This window comes from Vitiosangium sp. GDMCC 1.1324, assembly GCF_003044305.1.
In the GTDB taxonomy this organism is placed as follows: domain Bacteria; phylum Myxococcota; class Myxococcia; order Myxococcales; family Myxococcaceae; genus Archangium.
In genome coordinates this window covers 1-14591 of record NZ_PZOX01000033.1, presented here as the reverse complement: position 1 = coordinate 14591, position 14591 = coordinate 1, and the positions used below count along the sequence as shown (strand labels likewise).

General features: G+C 66.2%; 11 protein-coding genes. 6 read left to right on the top strand and 5 right to left on the bottom strand.

What is annotated here, in order from left to right; translation table 11 throughout:
- Positions 1-165: 165 nt before the first annotated feature.
- On the top strand, positions 166-2682 hold the full coding sequence (locus DAT35_RS52740; protein ID WP_146210240.1) for a hypothetical protein: 2517 nt from the start codon (positions 166-168) through the stop codon (positions 2680-2682).
- Between the two features lie 577 nt (positions 2683-3259).
- Here DAT35_RS52740 and DAT35_RS52730 read toward each other — a convergent pair.
- The 4 genes from DAT35_RS52730 to DAT35_RS52715 form a co-directional block, all read right to left on the bottom strand.
- Complete coding sequence (locus tag DAT35_RS52730; protein ID WP_108077085.1) at positions 3260-3817, bottom strand: imm11 family protein; 558 nt, start codon at positions 3815-3817, stop codon at positions 3260-3262.
- A gap of 13 nt (positions 3818-3830) precedes the next feature.
- On the bottom strand, positions 3831-4700 hold the full coding sequence (locus DAT35_RS52725) for an AHH domain-containing protein (RefSeq protein WP_233262228.1): 870 nt from the start codon (positions 4698-4700) through the stop codon (positions 3831-3833).
- Between the two features lie 217 nt (positions 4701-4917).
- Positions 4918-6036 carry a DUF5694 domain-containing protein gene (locus tag DAT35_RS52720; RefSeq protein WP_199243269.1) on the bottom strand — a complete coding sequence of 373 codons (1119 nt, stop codon included), beginning with the start codon at positions 6034-6036 and terminating at the stop codon, positions 4918-4920.
- Positions 6037-6470: 434 nt separating this feature from the next.
- Positions 6471-7658, bottom strand: a complete 1188-nt coding sequence (locus tag DAT35_RS52715; RefSeq protein ID WP_108077083.1) for a cytochrome P450 — start codon at positions 7656-7658, stop codon at positions 6471-6473.
- Between the two features lie 261 nt (positions 7659-7919).
- On the opposite strand from DAT35_RS52715, the gene DAT35_RS52710 reads away from it, so the two are divergent.
- Together DAT35_RS52710 and serC are read left to right on the top strand one after the other, a co-directional pair.
- Positions 7920-8090: a hypothetical protein gene (locus DAT35_RS52710; protein ID WP_158502259.1), complete on the top strand. Its 171-nt coding sequence runs from the start codon at positions 7920-7922 to the stop codon at positions 8088-8090.
- Positions 8091-8338: 248 nt separating this feature from the next.
- Entirely contained in the window at positions 8339-9430 is a 1092-nt protein-coding gene (gene serC, locus DAT35_RS52700; RefSeq protein WP_108077081.1) for a 3-phosphoserine/phosphohydroxythreonine transaminase, read from the top strand.
- 180 nt (positions 9431-9610) lie between these two features.
- Here the strand turns inward: serC and DAT35_RS52695 are convergent, their stop codons facing one another.
- Positions 9611-10600 (bottom strand): LysR family transcriptional regulator, encoded by a 990-nt coding sequence (locus DAT35_RS52695; protein ID WP_108077080.1) that lies wholly within the window; start codon positions 10598-10600, stop codon positions 9611-9613.
- Between the two features lie 334 nt (positions 10601-10934).
- Here DAT35_RS52695 and DAT35_RS52690 point away from each other — a divergent pair, with 334 nt between their 5' ends.
- The 3 genes from DAT35_RS52690 to DAT35_RS52680 form a co-directional block, all read left to right on the top strand.
- On the top strand, positions 10935-12431 hold the full coding sequence (locus DAT35_RS52690; RefSeq protein WP_108077079.1) for an FAD-dependent monooxygenase: 1497 nt from the start codon (positions 10935-10937) through the stop codon (positions 12429-12431).
- A 345-nt stretch (positions 12432-12776) separates the two neighbouring features.
- The gene (locus DAT35_RS52685; RefSeq protein WP_108077078.1) at positions 12777-13598 is read left to right on the top strand and encodes an NAD(P)H-dependent oxidoreductase; all 822 of its coding nucleotides are present in this window, start codon (positions 12777-12779) and stop codon (positions 13596-13598) included.
- 44 nt (positions 13599-13642) lie between these two features.
- The coding region (locus DAT35_RS52680; protein ID WP_146210239.1) for a hypothetical protein at positions 13643-14591 on the top strand (949 nt) is incomplete at its 3' end.

Below are 14591 nucleotides of genomic sequence, written 5' to 3'. Positions count from 1 at the left end.
CTCGACAGGTAGACGCGTGACACGGCGAGCAAATCCTTCGGAACACCGCTCCCACCCTGATCGACATCTTTCCGTCCTCTTCCAGAGATGGTCCTGGCCTTGCTCTGGGTGCGCGCTGCGGTGAGAGGCACCACAGAAGCGATTCACGAGCTGGGGGGACGCGATATGAGAAAGAAGACGGGACGAGTCACATGGTTGTTCGTGGCGGCACTGGCCCTGGTGCTCGCCTCGGGTGAGGCAGGAGCAACGGATCCCACCGGAGTGACGCCGAGACTGGAAGGGTGCCGCAACGATGGCAGCATCACCCTCCCCGATGGTTCGGGGAAGTTCATCTGCCCGGACTCGGCGTATACCTCGGGCAACCTGGGCAAGGGGTGGAACGAGCTGGATCTGGTGCCCTATCGGCTGACGCTGTCGGCCGGCACCTCCGCTCCCGCCACGCAGACGTACACGCTGGCGATCGCCGTGGATCGGGAGGATGCCGGCAGGCCCGGCTATGACGTCCTCTCCGTCCCCGTGCTCAACACGACGCTCTCGTCTACTTCCTGCGCGGCTCCCATGGTCGGGGCCGCGACGGAGGTGACCCCCGGGGTGGGCGGCATCCACACGACCCTCTACCGCCTCGTCACCATCACCCAGGCGAGAAACACCACCTGCGTCTACGATTACTACGCTCGCCTGGCGCTGGGCTCACATCTCTTCCCCGGCTCCTCGCTGCACGCCAACCTGTTGAACGAGGACTTGAGCACCTCGGGTATCGGGGCGCGCGACGTGTCCATCCCGGTGAGGGAGATCCTCCCGCAGGAGCTGCGCAAGACCATGATCGCGACGCAGGACCGGGACGTGGTGTGGAACATCGTCAAGGCCCCCACGCCAGCGCGGCTGACCTTCCCCAACACCTGCAGCCCCGCGCCCGCGGACCGGGAGCAGGATGTGTCGCTCACCGTCACGTGGACGAAGCAGGCCGCCACCCCGAGCGGGGACATCACCGTCATCACCAACATCTACGCCAAGAACCCGGCCAGCCGGACCATCACGGTGAACGTGACGGATGTGATCCGCTCCGGTACGACGGCGCTGAACACGGCGATGTCGGGGCCGGTGAACGTGCCGGCCAACACCGAGCAGCTCGTGCTCACCCACACGGCCGTGGTGCCGGCGGGGAGCACCGGCCTGAACGATGTGGCCGTCGCGACCTACACAGACCCGGTGACCAGCGTCCCGGTGCCGGGCACCACCACGGCCACCGCCTCCGCCGTGGTGCAGCCGTCGGGCATCATCCGCAATGACACGGCGGTCATCACCGACCTGGAGCACATCACCGGTGACTTCCTGGAGTTCGCGGCGAACTCCTTCTCGGGTGCCACGGGCTCGTTCCTGAACGGCTACGTGCCCGGTACCTTCACCACCATGCCCATCACCTGGCGGTCGGGCACCCAGAGCACCAGCGGGTCGGTGTCCTTCTCCAAGACGGTCCGGGTGACCCAGCCCTCCTCCACCAGCGGCCATCTCCTCGACACGGCCCTCCTGGAGGGCGCGGACGGCTTCACCACCCTGGCCGATGTCGACGTGGACATCTCCACCTTGGCCCGGGTCGACCTGACCATCTCCAAGAGCATCCCCAACGTGTTGTCCGGGACGGAGACCGAGACCTTCTTCTTCGAGGTCGTGGACTCCACCAATACGGTGGTGGCCTTGCCGTCCATCGGGTTCACCGCGGGGGAGACCTCCGACTCGGTCACCGTGGGCGGCCTGATGCCAGGGAGCTACACGGTGAGGGAGGTGGGCTCGACCAGCGGGAAGTGGGAACTCCAGCCGTCCAAGACGGTCACCATCATGCTCCCGAGCTGCGCGGGGACCGTCACCTTCGCGAATACGTTCCACGAGGCCCTCGCCAAGGTGCGCAAGGTCACCCAGCCCGCCGGGAGCGAGGCCGGGTGGACGTTCACCCTCCAGGGTCCGGGGCTGCCGGCGGAGGGCGTGTCGGTGACCACCACCGGCACCGGCTTGGAGACCTTCCCCTTCGAACTCCTGGAGGGCGCCTATCACATCGAGGAGACGGCGAGGCCCGGGTTCGAGTTCGTGAGCAAGGAGGGGTGTGACTTCACGGTGGACTATCCGGCCGATGCGGGGCGGGTGTTCGAGTGCACCTTCACCAACCGGTTCGTGCCCACGGGCAAGGTGGCGCCCACCGAGACCACCTGCCAGGACTTCACCAGCGGGACCGCGGGTGACATCACCCAGGTGATGTATGGGACGAGAATCGGGAGGATCAACAACACCTCGCCGGGCGTGTTCTTCTACTACTCGCGGGTGACCGCGCCGAGCAGCAGCTTCATCATCGATGTGCGGGAGACGAAGACCCACCCGACCTTCAACGCGCTGTTCGCCGTCCAGAACATCAACCAGATCCGCGTCTACAACGCGGACTGCACCAACAGCCCCCTGGCCACGGTGAGCATGCCTGGCCCGGGTCAGGCTCGGATCTCCATCACCGGCGCCACGCCCGGGCAGGTGTTCATCGTCTCGGTGAAGTACGACACCTCTTCCGTGGTGGGCCAGCCCGTGCCCTCCCCGAACACGGTCCACTACGATTTCGATACCCTGGTGAACGCGACCGTCGTCGACTTCGACGTTGACGGCGTGAATCTGGTGCCGCGGCCTGGCGGCTCCGGATTCTGATGAGGGGAGTTGAAGAGAACTGACTCCGGGAGCTGGGCCCTGGTCACCCCACGGGCTCGGCTCCCGGATGCGTTCGAAGTGCGCCACGACATCTCCAGCAGACACACCCCTGCCCAGCCCAGGCCGGCTTGCCAGGTGGGGCGCGGCACTGGATGAGGCCAGCAGTGGTGCTGGGAGCAGCGGCCACTGCTTTGGCTCAACACCACTCGCTCTGGGGTGGTCCCCGCGCCGGGGCCAGCCTCCCAGGCAGCGCGGGCAACTCCAGGTGCTCCACAATCGCGCGCCCCCCGTTAGGTGCCGTCAGCTACGCCAGCACTCGGCACCTGCCGCCACAGCGCTCGCGCAAGCCGCGTGAGCCGCGATCCATCCAGCCGTGAGCCCACGGACGAAGGAGCGGCGAAGGTGTCAGGCATCTCGTACGGCTCAGAGCGTCGCGAAGGCGGGCCAGGGTGCATTCTACCGTGCGAACAACGAGGCCGAGCTGCGGAACTCCCTGACGACTTGAGTAGGGCCGGGGCATGTCGCACCTTCATCATGAAGCAGCCCTGCCTTTCCAGGCGGGCACCGTCTGGGTGATTCAAACCTCCTCGAACCGGGCGCCCGTCACGCCTAGTCGTTGCATCGCCTCCTTGATGCTCTCCGAGACGATGAGGGCAATCTCCCATCCCCAGGGACGAAAGAGGTGCACGCCTCCGACCTGAGTGGGATCGATCCTCAAGCCGTACACGGAAAAATATTGCCCGGTCTTCTCTGGTACTCCGTCTTCGGGCGTCCAGTGATTGACCTCTTCGCAAGCGGCATCATCGATACATTTCACGACGCGCAGCACATTCAAGAGGCAATATTGCTCAGGCTGTGTATCAACGTTCGCCGGGATGAGCTGTACGTCGGTTGGCGCCAGTTCGGCCAGGACCGAGGCCACCTTAGCGTGGACGACTGGTGCTGTATCCGCCAGGGAGAAGTCGAGCGCTCTTCCGGGCTGGCGGAAGGGAACTCGAACAGGTCCGGTGACGCGTAGCGGCTGGCCCTTGAGGAATACGCCACTTAGAGGCTGGCCCGTCCGTGCATCGGTCGGGGTTCCCAGTATCCACCCACCCAGGACATTCACGTCGTCCATCAGTTGGAAGTAGCGCATTCGCCGTGTATCCCTATCCTGCCGCAGGTGTTGTAATCAACTGGTTCAGTCTTGTTCCAGGAGTCGAGCACTCCACGCCCAACCGCCAAAGCGCTCGCGTGAGTCGTTCACGGCATTGCACCACGCCGACGCAGTCATCCGTGGCGAGCTTCAATACGTCACGAACCTGCCGATGGTACTGCTCGGGATGCGGGCCCCGGTGGCCTTTGACCCTCACCGTGTTGGCGGGGTCGTTCAAAGTCATTCCCGCCTTTTCGAATATCTCTCGGAACCTTGGCGTCCACGGCCCTCCACGGGCGTCGGACGTGTCATTCTTGTTGGTTGCGATGTGGTGGATGTCTCCGTCCTCGGCCTCCTCCTCGTCGAGCCTGGCGGGCTTGGGGACAGGGGTCTTGCTGGCCTGCTCGATTTCCGATTTGACCTGTTCGGCCGCGCGGCCGATTTCCCGGAGTTGCTCTTCCAGCACCCGTTTCTGACGGGATTCGTAGAGCGTGGGGTCGTCATCGCTCTGGATGGTGACCAGGGAGAGGAAGATAACGCCCACTCTCCCGAGCACCGAGACCGTGCTTCGGGCCGCCGTGGCCTCGCCTTCGGCCGCGAGAACCTCGGAGCTTGCCGCAGTGCTCGCTTTGGCGGTGACCATCGTTCGTCCCGTCTTCGCGACGAGCTGGTTGTAGTCCGCCAGGGCCTTTTCCGCGCCCGAGAGCTTGCCGCTGAGCAATGCCCACTGTTCCGGCGTGAGCTGGCCACGAGTCGCCGTCAATGCCGCCTTCGCATGGTCCAGACGCGCGGCGATCTCCGCGCTCGTGTCGCCGTAGGCGGGGCTTGTCCCGAGCAGAAGCGCAGCCACCGCGAGCCATGCCCTGAGTGCCTTCGCTGACATTTCAGTCTCCTTGGAGTACGCGAGCGTAGACGAGCATCCCAGAAAGGTGTCAGAGGATTGAACCGTACAAATCCTCTGACACCTTCTGCCGAAGGGGCCCGGGGTCAAGGAGGTGTAGCAGTTGTCAGGGACCGGCATCGGGTGCCGGCACGGTGCGCAGGCCGACAGCAGTGCGGCGACGAGAAGGGTGTGCAGCGCCGTTCCGCAACGGCTCATATCACTTCAGCGCCTGCCCGGCATCGACGATGTCCACGCCTAGCATCTGCCCGAGCAGGTTGTCGAACCAGGGTTTATGCGAGGCGCCAACGATCGAGAGTACACGCGCGCCCGGGTATTCGCGGAACGCGGCGCGGATATTGGCCACCATGCGCAGATTGCGGGTTTCCCAGCCGGCCACGTACAACTGGCCGTAGCGTTGAGGCGACCGCTCGCGCAGGGCTGCAGCGAAGTCGGCTTCGGCCGCGCCTTGCAGCCAGGCGGGGTTGTTGATGTAGCGGTACAACGCGAGCATGTCGCCGCTTTTCGACAGTTTCGACCGCGTGGCATCATAGTCGCGAAACCGCTTTACCTGCGGCGTGTCCGCATTCCATGCGCCCTGGAGCGCCTTGCCGTACGCCGCGACGTCCGGCAAGTTCTGGATGGCGTCGCCCGTGTGATCGTCGGTGGCGAACACACGCTGCAACCCGAGCCGGGCGGCCAGCCGCGCCGCGATCTGGTAGCTCTCGTCGTTGGCGGATTCGCTCTTGCGCAGCGCCGCCACCAGCGCATCGTCCAGGCCGTCGCCGACGCGGCGCTCGGCTTCGGGCAGCTGTAGCCACTGGACCAGCGCCGAGGCGCTGTCGTCCGCCGCCAGGAACAGTGCCGCCAGATGGCGGCGCTGCGCAGGCGCGGGCGCCGTTGGCCAGTCCTTCAGTGCCTTGTGCACCTCGGCGATCGCTGCCGACACGTCCAGCCCGGTCGCCGTCCGCGCCGCAGCGGTATCGCGGCAAAAGCGATTCTCCTCGACGGGCCCATACACCAGGGGATGGCGCGCCATCAGGTCGCAGCCTTCGCCGGAGATCTTCTCGATGGTGATGATATCGGGTTTGAAGGCAGCCAGGCGCTTCAGCACCGGTTCCAGCGATTGGGGCTTGAAGTCCTTGGGCATCTCTCGCAGATGCACCGTGCCCAGTACCAGCACCTGCGCGCGCGATCCGGCTATTTCCCTGTCCAGCGTGGACAGATCGACTTGCGCCGCCGCTTCGTCGGCCCAGGCCAACGCCATCACCAAACCCAGAATCTTCCGCCATTGCCGCATACCGCGTAGGGCCCAGCACCCAACCAGCTTCTTCTTCATGTATCAGTCTCACGGATATGCTGTTTTGGCGTGATACGCCGATTGCGATGGGATGAGCACGTGGCGTGCCAGGCCGCCTGGAGCGGCAAGAGCGCGAAAACACGGCGCCTCGAGCCGCGGCGAGGATGTCATCCCCACATCGTGATGTCGTGGGGTGATGTGATTCTGACACGTTCCAACCACCCGGGTCGCATCGTCACGCGGTGGTGTCCCCCAAGCAGGTGCGGAGGATGCGAGCGTGGCGCCCCAGGCAGCCAGACAGGTGTCAGAGGATTCGAACCGTACAAATCCTCTGACACCTTCCGCCGACACCTTCCGCCGGCCCAATCCAATCGCGGCGTGCGCTCCTTCGTCGACTCCACCGTCGCGGCCACCACCGGGCTCTCCTCCTCCAGCCCCGGCTCCGCCTCCGCTTGAGGGAGCCCAGAGGGGGTTCAACCGCCGACAGGGATGTACCGGAGCGGCAGCGCGACGGGCCCGCGCGTCGTGAGCGCGCACTGGTATTGAATGTTCCCCGGGAGCCGCTCCACCCGCTGGAAGCGCGCGAGCACCGTCTCCAGGACGATCCGCACCTCCATCCGAGCGAGCATCGCACCCAGGCAGAAATGAGCGCCTTGTCCGAACGCGAGGCCGCCCTGGGAGCCCCGGTTCAGGTCGAAACGATCCGGATCCGGAAATTTCCGCTCGTCTCGATTGGCGGAGGACATGAGCGGGAACACCATCGAGCCTTGCGGAATGGTCACCCCCGCGAGCGTGACGTCGCTGGCCGCGAGCCGGGGAACCCCCGGCGCCACGCCGTCGTAGCGGAGCATCTCCTCGATGAACGACGGAATCAGCGAGGGCTCGAGCCGCAGGCGGGCCATCATCTCGGGATGGTCGGCGAGGAAGAGGAGCGAGTTGCCGAGGAGGTTCGTGGTGGACTCCAGTCCGGCGATCAAGAGGAGGATGAGGAAGTCCTTGATCTCCACGTCCGTCAACCGCTGTCCCTCCACCTCCGCGCGCAGCAGATCGCTCACCGTGTCGTCCGCTGGCGCGCGGCGCCGCTCTTCGATCACCTTCCCCACATACTCGGTCAGCTTCGCGATGGTGCCGCGAATGCGCTCGGCGGCCTCGAGAGACGCGGGGGAGGGAGTGATCGCGACGATGTCATCGGACCACTGCTTGAAATAGGGAAGGAGCTGGTGATCAAGCCCGAGGATCTCGCTGATGACATACGCGGGCACGGGCAACGCCAGCGTCTGGATGAAGTCAGCGCCGTCCACGAGACCGCTCGCGAGCCTCTCGGCGTTGGCCCGCACGCGTGGCTCCAAGCGGGCGATGGTGGCGGGTCCGAACGCACGCAGCAGCAGGGCACGCAGCCGCGTGTGCTGCGGCGGATCCCGGGTAATCATTGAATTGGCCATCGGGTTGTAACCCACCCAGGCCGGCTGCCACGCCACCGTGAAACCCGACGACGAGAAGAGGGATGGGTTCTTGAGAACGAAGAGCACGTCCTCATAGCGGGACACCGCCCACATGCCATGCGGCTCGACCTGACACACCGGGCCCAGGCGCCGCAGCTCCGCGTAGTAGGGGTAGGGATTCGCGAGAACTTCGGGTGACATCAAATTGATTTGAGTCATGGTATCTCCTGGGATGTGCCTGACCGATTCCACCCAGCGGAGGGAATCGGAGCCGTGTCGGGGGGAAACCGGCCCACTCTGAAAAATGGCCCGGCTGCCTGGGTGCATCTACCTTGTGCTGGGTCGGTTGCAGGGGACCACTATATCTTGGGCCTGCTTACCTCTTCTCAACACCCTCTCACGTGCCCACACGAGGAGCCGCTCCTCGCCGTCCAGCGTTGGAGTCTCCTGATACCCCTCATGCGGTTCAAGGTGTCCACCATGTCCTGGCGCATGGTCGTTGTCTTCCGCATCCTATCGCTGCTGCCCCCCCAGGCGGTGGCCCAGGAGGCGCGTCCGGCTGGAAAGTCCGTGCTCCTGCTCCTTCCCGAGGATACGGCGCTGCCCGCCATGGCGACGCTCGTCAGCGGGCGGGAGCAAAGAGGGAGGTGATGGTCCACCCGGGCCTCCAGGGTGGTGGGAATGGTCGGCGCCTCATGGAAGCGGTCGACCGGTACGGTCGCACGCTCGGCTACGAGGCGCTGCACCTGACGCTGCGGGGCGGGCTGGGGTTGGAACGGAGGTCGGCCGGATGCCGGGGGCCATTCGCGTCGCCGCGGGCGATGACCGCGACGAGATGCACATGTGGCGCCGGTTGCGCTGATACAACCTCCCCACTTCACTTCCTGCAAGGACGACTGATGCCCCGCCCCTACAACTTCGCCCCCGGCCCAGCCACGCTGCCCGAGCCGGTCCTCACCCGCGCGGCTGCCGAAATGCTCGACTGGCACGGCAGCGGCATGAGCGTCATGGAGATGAGCCACCGCGGAAAGGAGTTCGGCGAAATCATCGCGCGCGCCGAGGCGGACCTGCGCGAGCTGCTCGCGGTGCCGCCGCCCTTCCGCATTCTCTTCATGCAGGGGGGCGGTCTCGGTGAGAACGCCATCGTCCCGTTGAACCTGTCGCGCGGCGGCACGGCGGACTTCATCGTCACGGGCTCGTGGTCCCAGAAGTCCCAGAAGGAAGCACGCCGTTACTGCACGGTGAATCTCGCGGCGACCACGGAAGCGACAGGCTTCACCGCCATCCCCGATGCGGCGACCTGGTCGCTGTCGCGCGATGCCGCCTACGTCCACGCCTGCACCAACGAGACGATTCACGGCGTCGAGTTCCAGTCCTTGCCCGACCTCAAGGCGCTGGGCAGTGATGCGCCGCTCGTCATTGACTGCTCGTCCCACATCCTGTCGCGCCCCATTGACTGGACCAAGGTGGGCGTTGCGTTCGGAGGCGCGCAGAAGAACGTTGGCATGTCAGGGGTGACCATTGTCATCGTGCGCGAAGACCTGCTCGGCCGCGCACTGCCCATCTGCCCGAGCGCGTTCGACTACCAAAACGTCGCCGACAACGGCTCGATGTACAACACGCCGCCGACCTATGCGGTCTACATCGCAGGGCTTGTCTTCCAATGGATGAAGGAGCAGGGCGGCGTCGCGGCCATGGAGCGCCGCAACATCGAGAAGGCGGCGCTGCTGTATGACTGCATCGACGCGTCTGGCTTCTACGTGAACCACGTCGACCGGGCGTGCCGGTCCCGGATGAATGTGCCGTTCTTCCTGTCTGACGAGCGGCTCAACGAGCCCTTCCTCGCGGGTGCCCGAGAGCGGGGACTGCTTCAGCTCAAGGGACACAAGTCGGTCGGCGGAATGCGGGCGAGCATCTACAACGCGATGCCGCTCTCCGGCGTGCAGGCCCTGGTGGCCTACATGCAAGAGTTTGCCGCGCGGCATCGCTGAACCCAGGGGGCCGAGTTCCCCGCGGCGAAGGCCTGCGGACACCCGCTGGCTTTCCCGTGGCCGAGGCCTGTCAGGCTGTCCAGCAACCCGACGATGCCGATGCCGAAGACCCGTCCGAACGCTCCAAAGACGAGGCGGCGGCGACTCCGAGAGAATGGCCGGCCAACGCCACGAATGCGGTCAGTGCCCACGCCCCCTGCGACCGCGGTGTCCGCCGCTTGCCACCTGCTTCCGCTGACCCTTGAGGGGGGGCTCCGTGCGCTCGTGGCTCCGAGCGCCGATGAGCGAAACGAGGGTCTCGCGGATCCAGCGGTGTCCGCTGTGCCCGTGACTGCGTTCGTGCCACACCATGCCTACCGCGAACCCCTCCACAGGGAACGGGCAATCCATCAACCGCAGCTTGTCGGCACAGTCGTGGACGAGCCTCTCAGGGACCAGGGCCACGAAGTCCGACTGGGCCACGAGCTCGGGAACGAACAAGAAGGAAGCCGCGGATAGCACCACGTTGCGACGGTGTCCGAGTGCCGCGAGCGCGTTGTCCACGGGGGTGCTGAAGTCGCCTCCGCCTGGCGACACGATCACATGCTCCAGTCGAGCGTATTCCTCGACCGTGAGCCCGCCCCGCAGGCGCGGATGATTCCGGCGGCCGATGAGCACGTAGCGCTCGTCGAACAGATGCCGGGCTCGAAGACTGGGCGGCGCGACTTGCGGCGTCATGAGTGCCAGGTCGACATCGCCGCGCACCATCTGTGCTTCCAACCGTGCCGGATCCAGGTTGAGCAGCGCCACACGCACCCCGGGTGCTCGCGCTCGGAGCGCCACGACGAGCGGCTTGACCACTGCCGCCTGCAGGTAGTCGGTGCAGGAGATGGCGACAGTCAACCGCGCCGTCGCGGGGTCGAAGCTCCTGTGCGAGGCGACGGTGGCCCGAACCTGGTCGAGGGCCTGGCGCAGCGGCTCGAGCAGCTCAAGCCCCTTGGCGGTCGGCGTCATCCCCCGCTGGGCGGGAACGAGCAGGGGGTCGTCGAACATCTCTCTCAGGCGACTCAACTGGGCGCTGACGGCGGGCTGGCTCAGGTGCAGGCGAGCGGCCGCCTTCGTCACGTTCTGCTCCGCCAGCAACACCTCCAGTGTGATCAGCAGATTGAGGTCGGGGCGATGGCTATCCATGCCATGGATGGTAGCCAAGACGTTTCGCGATTTCACAAATAGCTCGCGGACGCGCAGATTCCCTCCACACGAGATGGAGGGTGAAGTCATGAGGCAGGACGGGATGTGGCTTGTGCGTTCCGGAGAAGCGGCCCGTGCCGCGACCCGCTCTTGCTCAGCTGAGTGGCATTGAGCTTTGGAGGGGGTGTTTCGCTTCGGGGAGGCGCATGCGGGACGCGACATCTCCCCCTTGCTACTTCCAGCTGTATGCCACGACCAGGGGATTGCCACAAGCCCCCCTCTGTGAGGCACAGACGCCGGCCGCACGCGAAAAACAGCGGGCGCGGAGGAACCAATGCACAGCGAATCCGGACGCAGTGTGGCCACGAACAACCATGCAGTGCTGATCGCCGGAGGCGGCCCGACGGGCCTGATGCTGGCAGCCGAGTTGGCGTTGGCGGGGATCGACGTCGCCGTCGTCGAGCGTCGCGTGGACCAGGAGCTCCCCGGGTCACGCGCTGGCGGCCTGCACGCCCGCACGATCGAGGTTTTCGATCAGCGGGGCGTCGTCGAGCGCTTCCTCTCGCAGGGGCAGCTCATGCAGGTCGCGGGCTTCTCGTTCATCCCGCTCGACATCAGCGACTTCCCGACGCGCCACAACTACGGGCTCGCGCTCAGGCAGGCTCGCATCGAGCGCATCATGGCCGAGTGGGTCGCCGAGCTGCCGGTGACGTTCTATCGAGGGCGTGAGGTGACGGGGTTCGCGCAGGACGACACCGGCGTCGACGTCGAGCTGTCGGACGGCGCCTCGCTCCGGGCGACGTACCTCGTCGGGTGCGACGGAGGTCGGAGCCTGATTCGCAAGAAGGCCGGGATCGAGTTCCCCGGCTGGGACGCGTCGACCAGCTTCCTCATCGCCGAGGTCGAGATGACCGAGGAGCCCGCGTGGGGCATCCGCCGTGGAGAGAAGGGCGTCAACGCCATCGGCAAGCTCGACGACGGGAAGCGCGCCGGCGTCGTGCTGGTCGAGCCGCAGGTCGGCAACAGAATCGAGCCGACCCTGGATGATCTGCGCGCGGCGCTGATTGCGGTCTACGGGACCGACTTCGGTGTTCGCAATCCGACCTGGCTCTCCCGATTCTCCGACATGGCTCGGCAGGCGGCGTCCTACCGGGAGCGACGGGTGCTCCTCGCCGGCGACGCGGCGCACGTGCATGCCCCCACGGGCGGACAGGGACTCAACATCGGCGTGCAGGACGCCGTGAATCTCGGCTGGAAGCTCGCGCAGGTGGTGAAGGGCATCTCGCCGGAGACCCTCCTCGACACCTACCACGCCGAGCGGCACCCCATCGGTGCCCGGGTGCTCCGCCTGACGATGGCCCAGATCGCGCTCGGCCGCGGCGACGATCGCACCGAGGCCCTGCGCGAGAACATGGCCGAGCTGCTGAAGATGGAGCAGCCTCGCAAGCAGTACGCCGCGATGATGTCGGGCCTCGACGTCCACTACGACCTCGGTGCGGGGCACCCGCTGCTCGGGCGTCGCATGCCCGACCTCGAGCTGAGCACGGAGAGCGATCCGAAGCGCGTGTTCTCGCTGCTGCACGAGGCCCGGCCGGTCTTCCTCAACCTCGGCGAGCCGGGCGCCTTCGACATCACTCCGTGGGCGGAGCGGGTTCGGCGGGTCGATGCCCGATACACGGGCGCGTGGGAGCTCCCGGTGTTCGGTGCGGTCGCCGCGCCCTCGGCCGTTCTGGTTCGGCCCGATGGCCATGTCGCGTGGGTGGGAGACGGCACGGATTCGGGGCTGCGTGACGCGCTCACCAGGTGGTTCGGACCGCCCACGCCGGCGTAGCGCTGCTCGTACCAACGACAAAGCCCCTCTCCGAGTGGAGAGGGGCCGTCGGAAAGCCGGAGTTGGACTCAGCCGCCGAGCATCAGAAAAATGGGAGGCTGGTTGAAGGTGAGGGCTGGAGCGGAGGGGCCGAGGACGGGGGCCGCCCGAGCAGCCAGGGGCTATCCGGTGGCCTGAGCGATTCCGGGGAAGGTCTGCTCCGCCAGCAACACCTCCAGAGTGACCAGCAGATTGAGGTCGGGGCGAGTGCTATCCATGCCATGGATGGTAGCCAAGAAGTTTCGCGATTTCACCAATAGCTCGCGGACGCGCAGATTCCCTCCACACGAGATGGAGGGTGAAGTCATGAAGAAGAAGGTCCTGGTCGTCTATGCGCACCCCGAGCCCCAATCGCTGACTCGCCAGCTTGTCGACGTGTCCGTGGGGACGCTTCAGCAGCATGGGCACGAAGTGCTGCAGTCAGACCTGTACGGCATGCGCTGGAAGGCTGTATTCGACGGGGACGACTTCCCGACCCGCGCGGATCCGGAGCGTCTGGGCTTCGTGACGGAGTCGGGCCATTCCTATTCCAGCGGAGAGCAGGCCCCCGACATCGCCGCCGAGCAGCAGAAAGTGCTCGCCGCCGATGCCGTCCTCTTCCAGTTTCCGCTGTGGTGGTTCGGGATGCCGGCCATCCTCAAGGGCTGGCTCGACCGCGTGTGGGCCTACGGCCTCGCGTACGGCTACAAGGGTGCCGGCAATCGCTATCGCTACGGCGACGGCGCCTTCAAGGGCAAGCGGGCCCTGCTGAGCGTGACGGTGGGAGGGCCGGCGGAAGACTATTCGCCGCGTGGCATCAACGGCCCGCTCGAGCAGCTGCTCTTCCCCATCACCCACGGTGCGCTCTTCTTCCCCGGCATGGATGTGCTGCCCACCTATGCGGTTTATGGAACCGGACGCATCACTGCGGAAGGCGTCGCCGCGGCGAAGGCCGCCTGGAGTGCTCGCCTCGAGCGCCTCTTCGAGGACGCACCCATCCCCTTCCGTCCGCAGAACGGTGGGGACTACCCCGATCGACACGTACTGGCCCACCATGTCGCGGTTGGACAGACCGGGCTGGCCGTCCACGTCGCCGAAGCGGAGCCCTCCCTTCCTCCATTGGAAATGGGAGCGGGCACGTGGCCTTGAGGGGGCGTTTGCGCTGGTAGGGTTCTTGCTCTACGGCGAATCCCATGACCGGTAACGCATCGCTCAGCACGAGGACGACGTACTCGCGACGAGCTCTTCTGGCCCTGGCTTTCGGGGGGCTGCTGGCCGTTGGCCTCTGGTTCGGCTTCCGCCCCGAGAGTGCGGCTCGTCAGCCACAGGTGCCGTCAGGCCCACTGCGGGCCTCCGCCAGCGGGGAGGTGGGCGCCGGTGGAGAGAGGGCCGGCTCGACGGAAGGGAACCGGAAGCGCGCGCTGACGGAGTTGCCCCCGCCGCAGCTCCAGTTCGCGGCGCAGGACGTGGCGAACACGCCCATCTCCATTCCCTGGCTCAGTCGATTCGACGCGAGCATCCAGTTCGACGAGGAGCTCGACATGAGCTCCCTGGAAGGCCGGATGACCGTCGTGCCCGAGACAGCCATTGCAGGACTGCAATGGGTCCCGAGCCAGTCGGTGACTGAAATGCGCCCGATGGGTGAACCGACCGTCACCCGGTTCACCGAGGTCCAGTTCTGGCTGGTCCGCTCCATTTCGAGCGACCCCATCGTCATTACCTTCTCGCCGGGGATTCGCGGCAGGAGTGGTCGGCTCTTGGCGCAGGAGGCCCGTTTCGAGCTGGTGGTGACCTGGAAGGTGCCGCCGGTGATGGTGCTCGAGGGAAGGGGCTACGAGGCCGCCGGTGAGTCCCTTGGGACGGTGAGGGCCACCAGCGAGTCTTCCGAGCGGGAGCCCGTCTTCGTCGCGGGCCCGGCCACCTTGCACATCGACTTCCGCATCCCGGTCGATGATACCGAGAAGGTCGGCGCGGCCGTTGCTCGGCACTTCACCGAGCGCGGCTTCACCGTGGATCCGCCACAGTGGGACGCCGAGGGACGGGCCCTGACACTGCCCATTCAAGACATGCCTCGGGAGACCCACCACTCCTTCAGCACCAGAGACCTGGCCGAGGTGCCGGGCCCCCTCTTCGAGAGCAGCA

Excerpts from the sequence above, each read along its gene's own strand:
- DAT35_RS52740 (WP_146210240.1), top strand. The coding sequence starts at position 166 with ATGAGAAAGAAGACGGGACGAGTCACATGGTTGTTCGTGGCGGCACTG.
- DAT35_RS52730 (WP_108077085.1), bottom strand. The coding sequence starts at position 3,817 with ATGCGCTACTTCCAACTGATGGACGACGTGAATGTCCTGGGTGGGTGG.
- DAT35_RS52725 (WP_233262228.1), bottom strand. The coding sequence starts at position 4,700 with ATGTCAGCGAAGGCACTCAGGGCATGGCTCGCGGTGGCTGCGCTTCTG.
- DAT35_RS52720 (WP_199243269.1), bottom strand. The coding sequence starts at position 6,036 with ATGAAGAAGAAGCTGGTTGGGTGCTGGGCCCTACGCGGTATGCGGCAA.
- DAT35_RS52715 (WP_108077083.1), bottom strand. The coding sequence starts at position 7,658 with ATGACTCAAATCAATTTGATGTCACCCGAAGTTCTCGCGAATCCCTAC.
- DAT35_RS52710 (WP_158502259.1), top strand. The coding sequence starts at position 7,920 with ATGTCCTGGCGCATGGTCGTTGTCTTCCGCATCCTATCGCTGCTGCCC.
- serC (WP_108077081.1), top strand. The coding sequence starts at position 8,339 with ATGCCCCGCCCCTACAACTTCGCCCCCGGCCCAGCCACGCTGCCCGAG.
- DAT35_RS52695 (WP_108077080.1), bottom strand. The coding sequence starts at position 10,600 with ATGGATAGCCATCGCCCCGACCTCAATCTGCTGATCACACTGGAGGTG.
- DAT35_RS52690 (WP_108077079.1), top strand. The coding sequence starts at position 10,935 with ATGCACAGCGAATCCGGACGCAGTGTGGCCACGAACAACCATGCAGTG.
- DAT35_RS52685 (WP_108077078.1), top strand. The coding sequence starts at position 12,777 with ATGAAGAAGAAGGTCCTGGTCGTCTATGCGCACCCCGAGCCCCAATCG.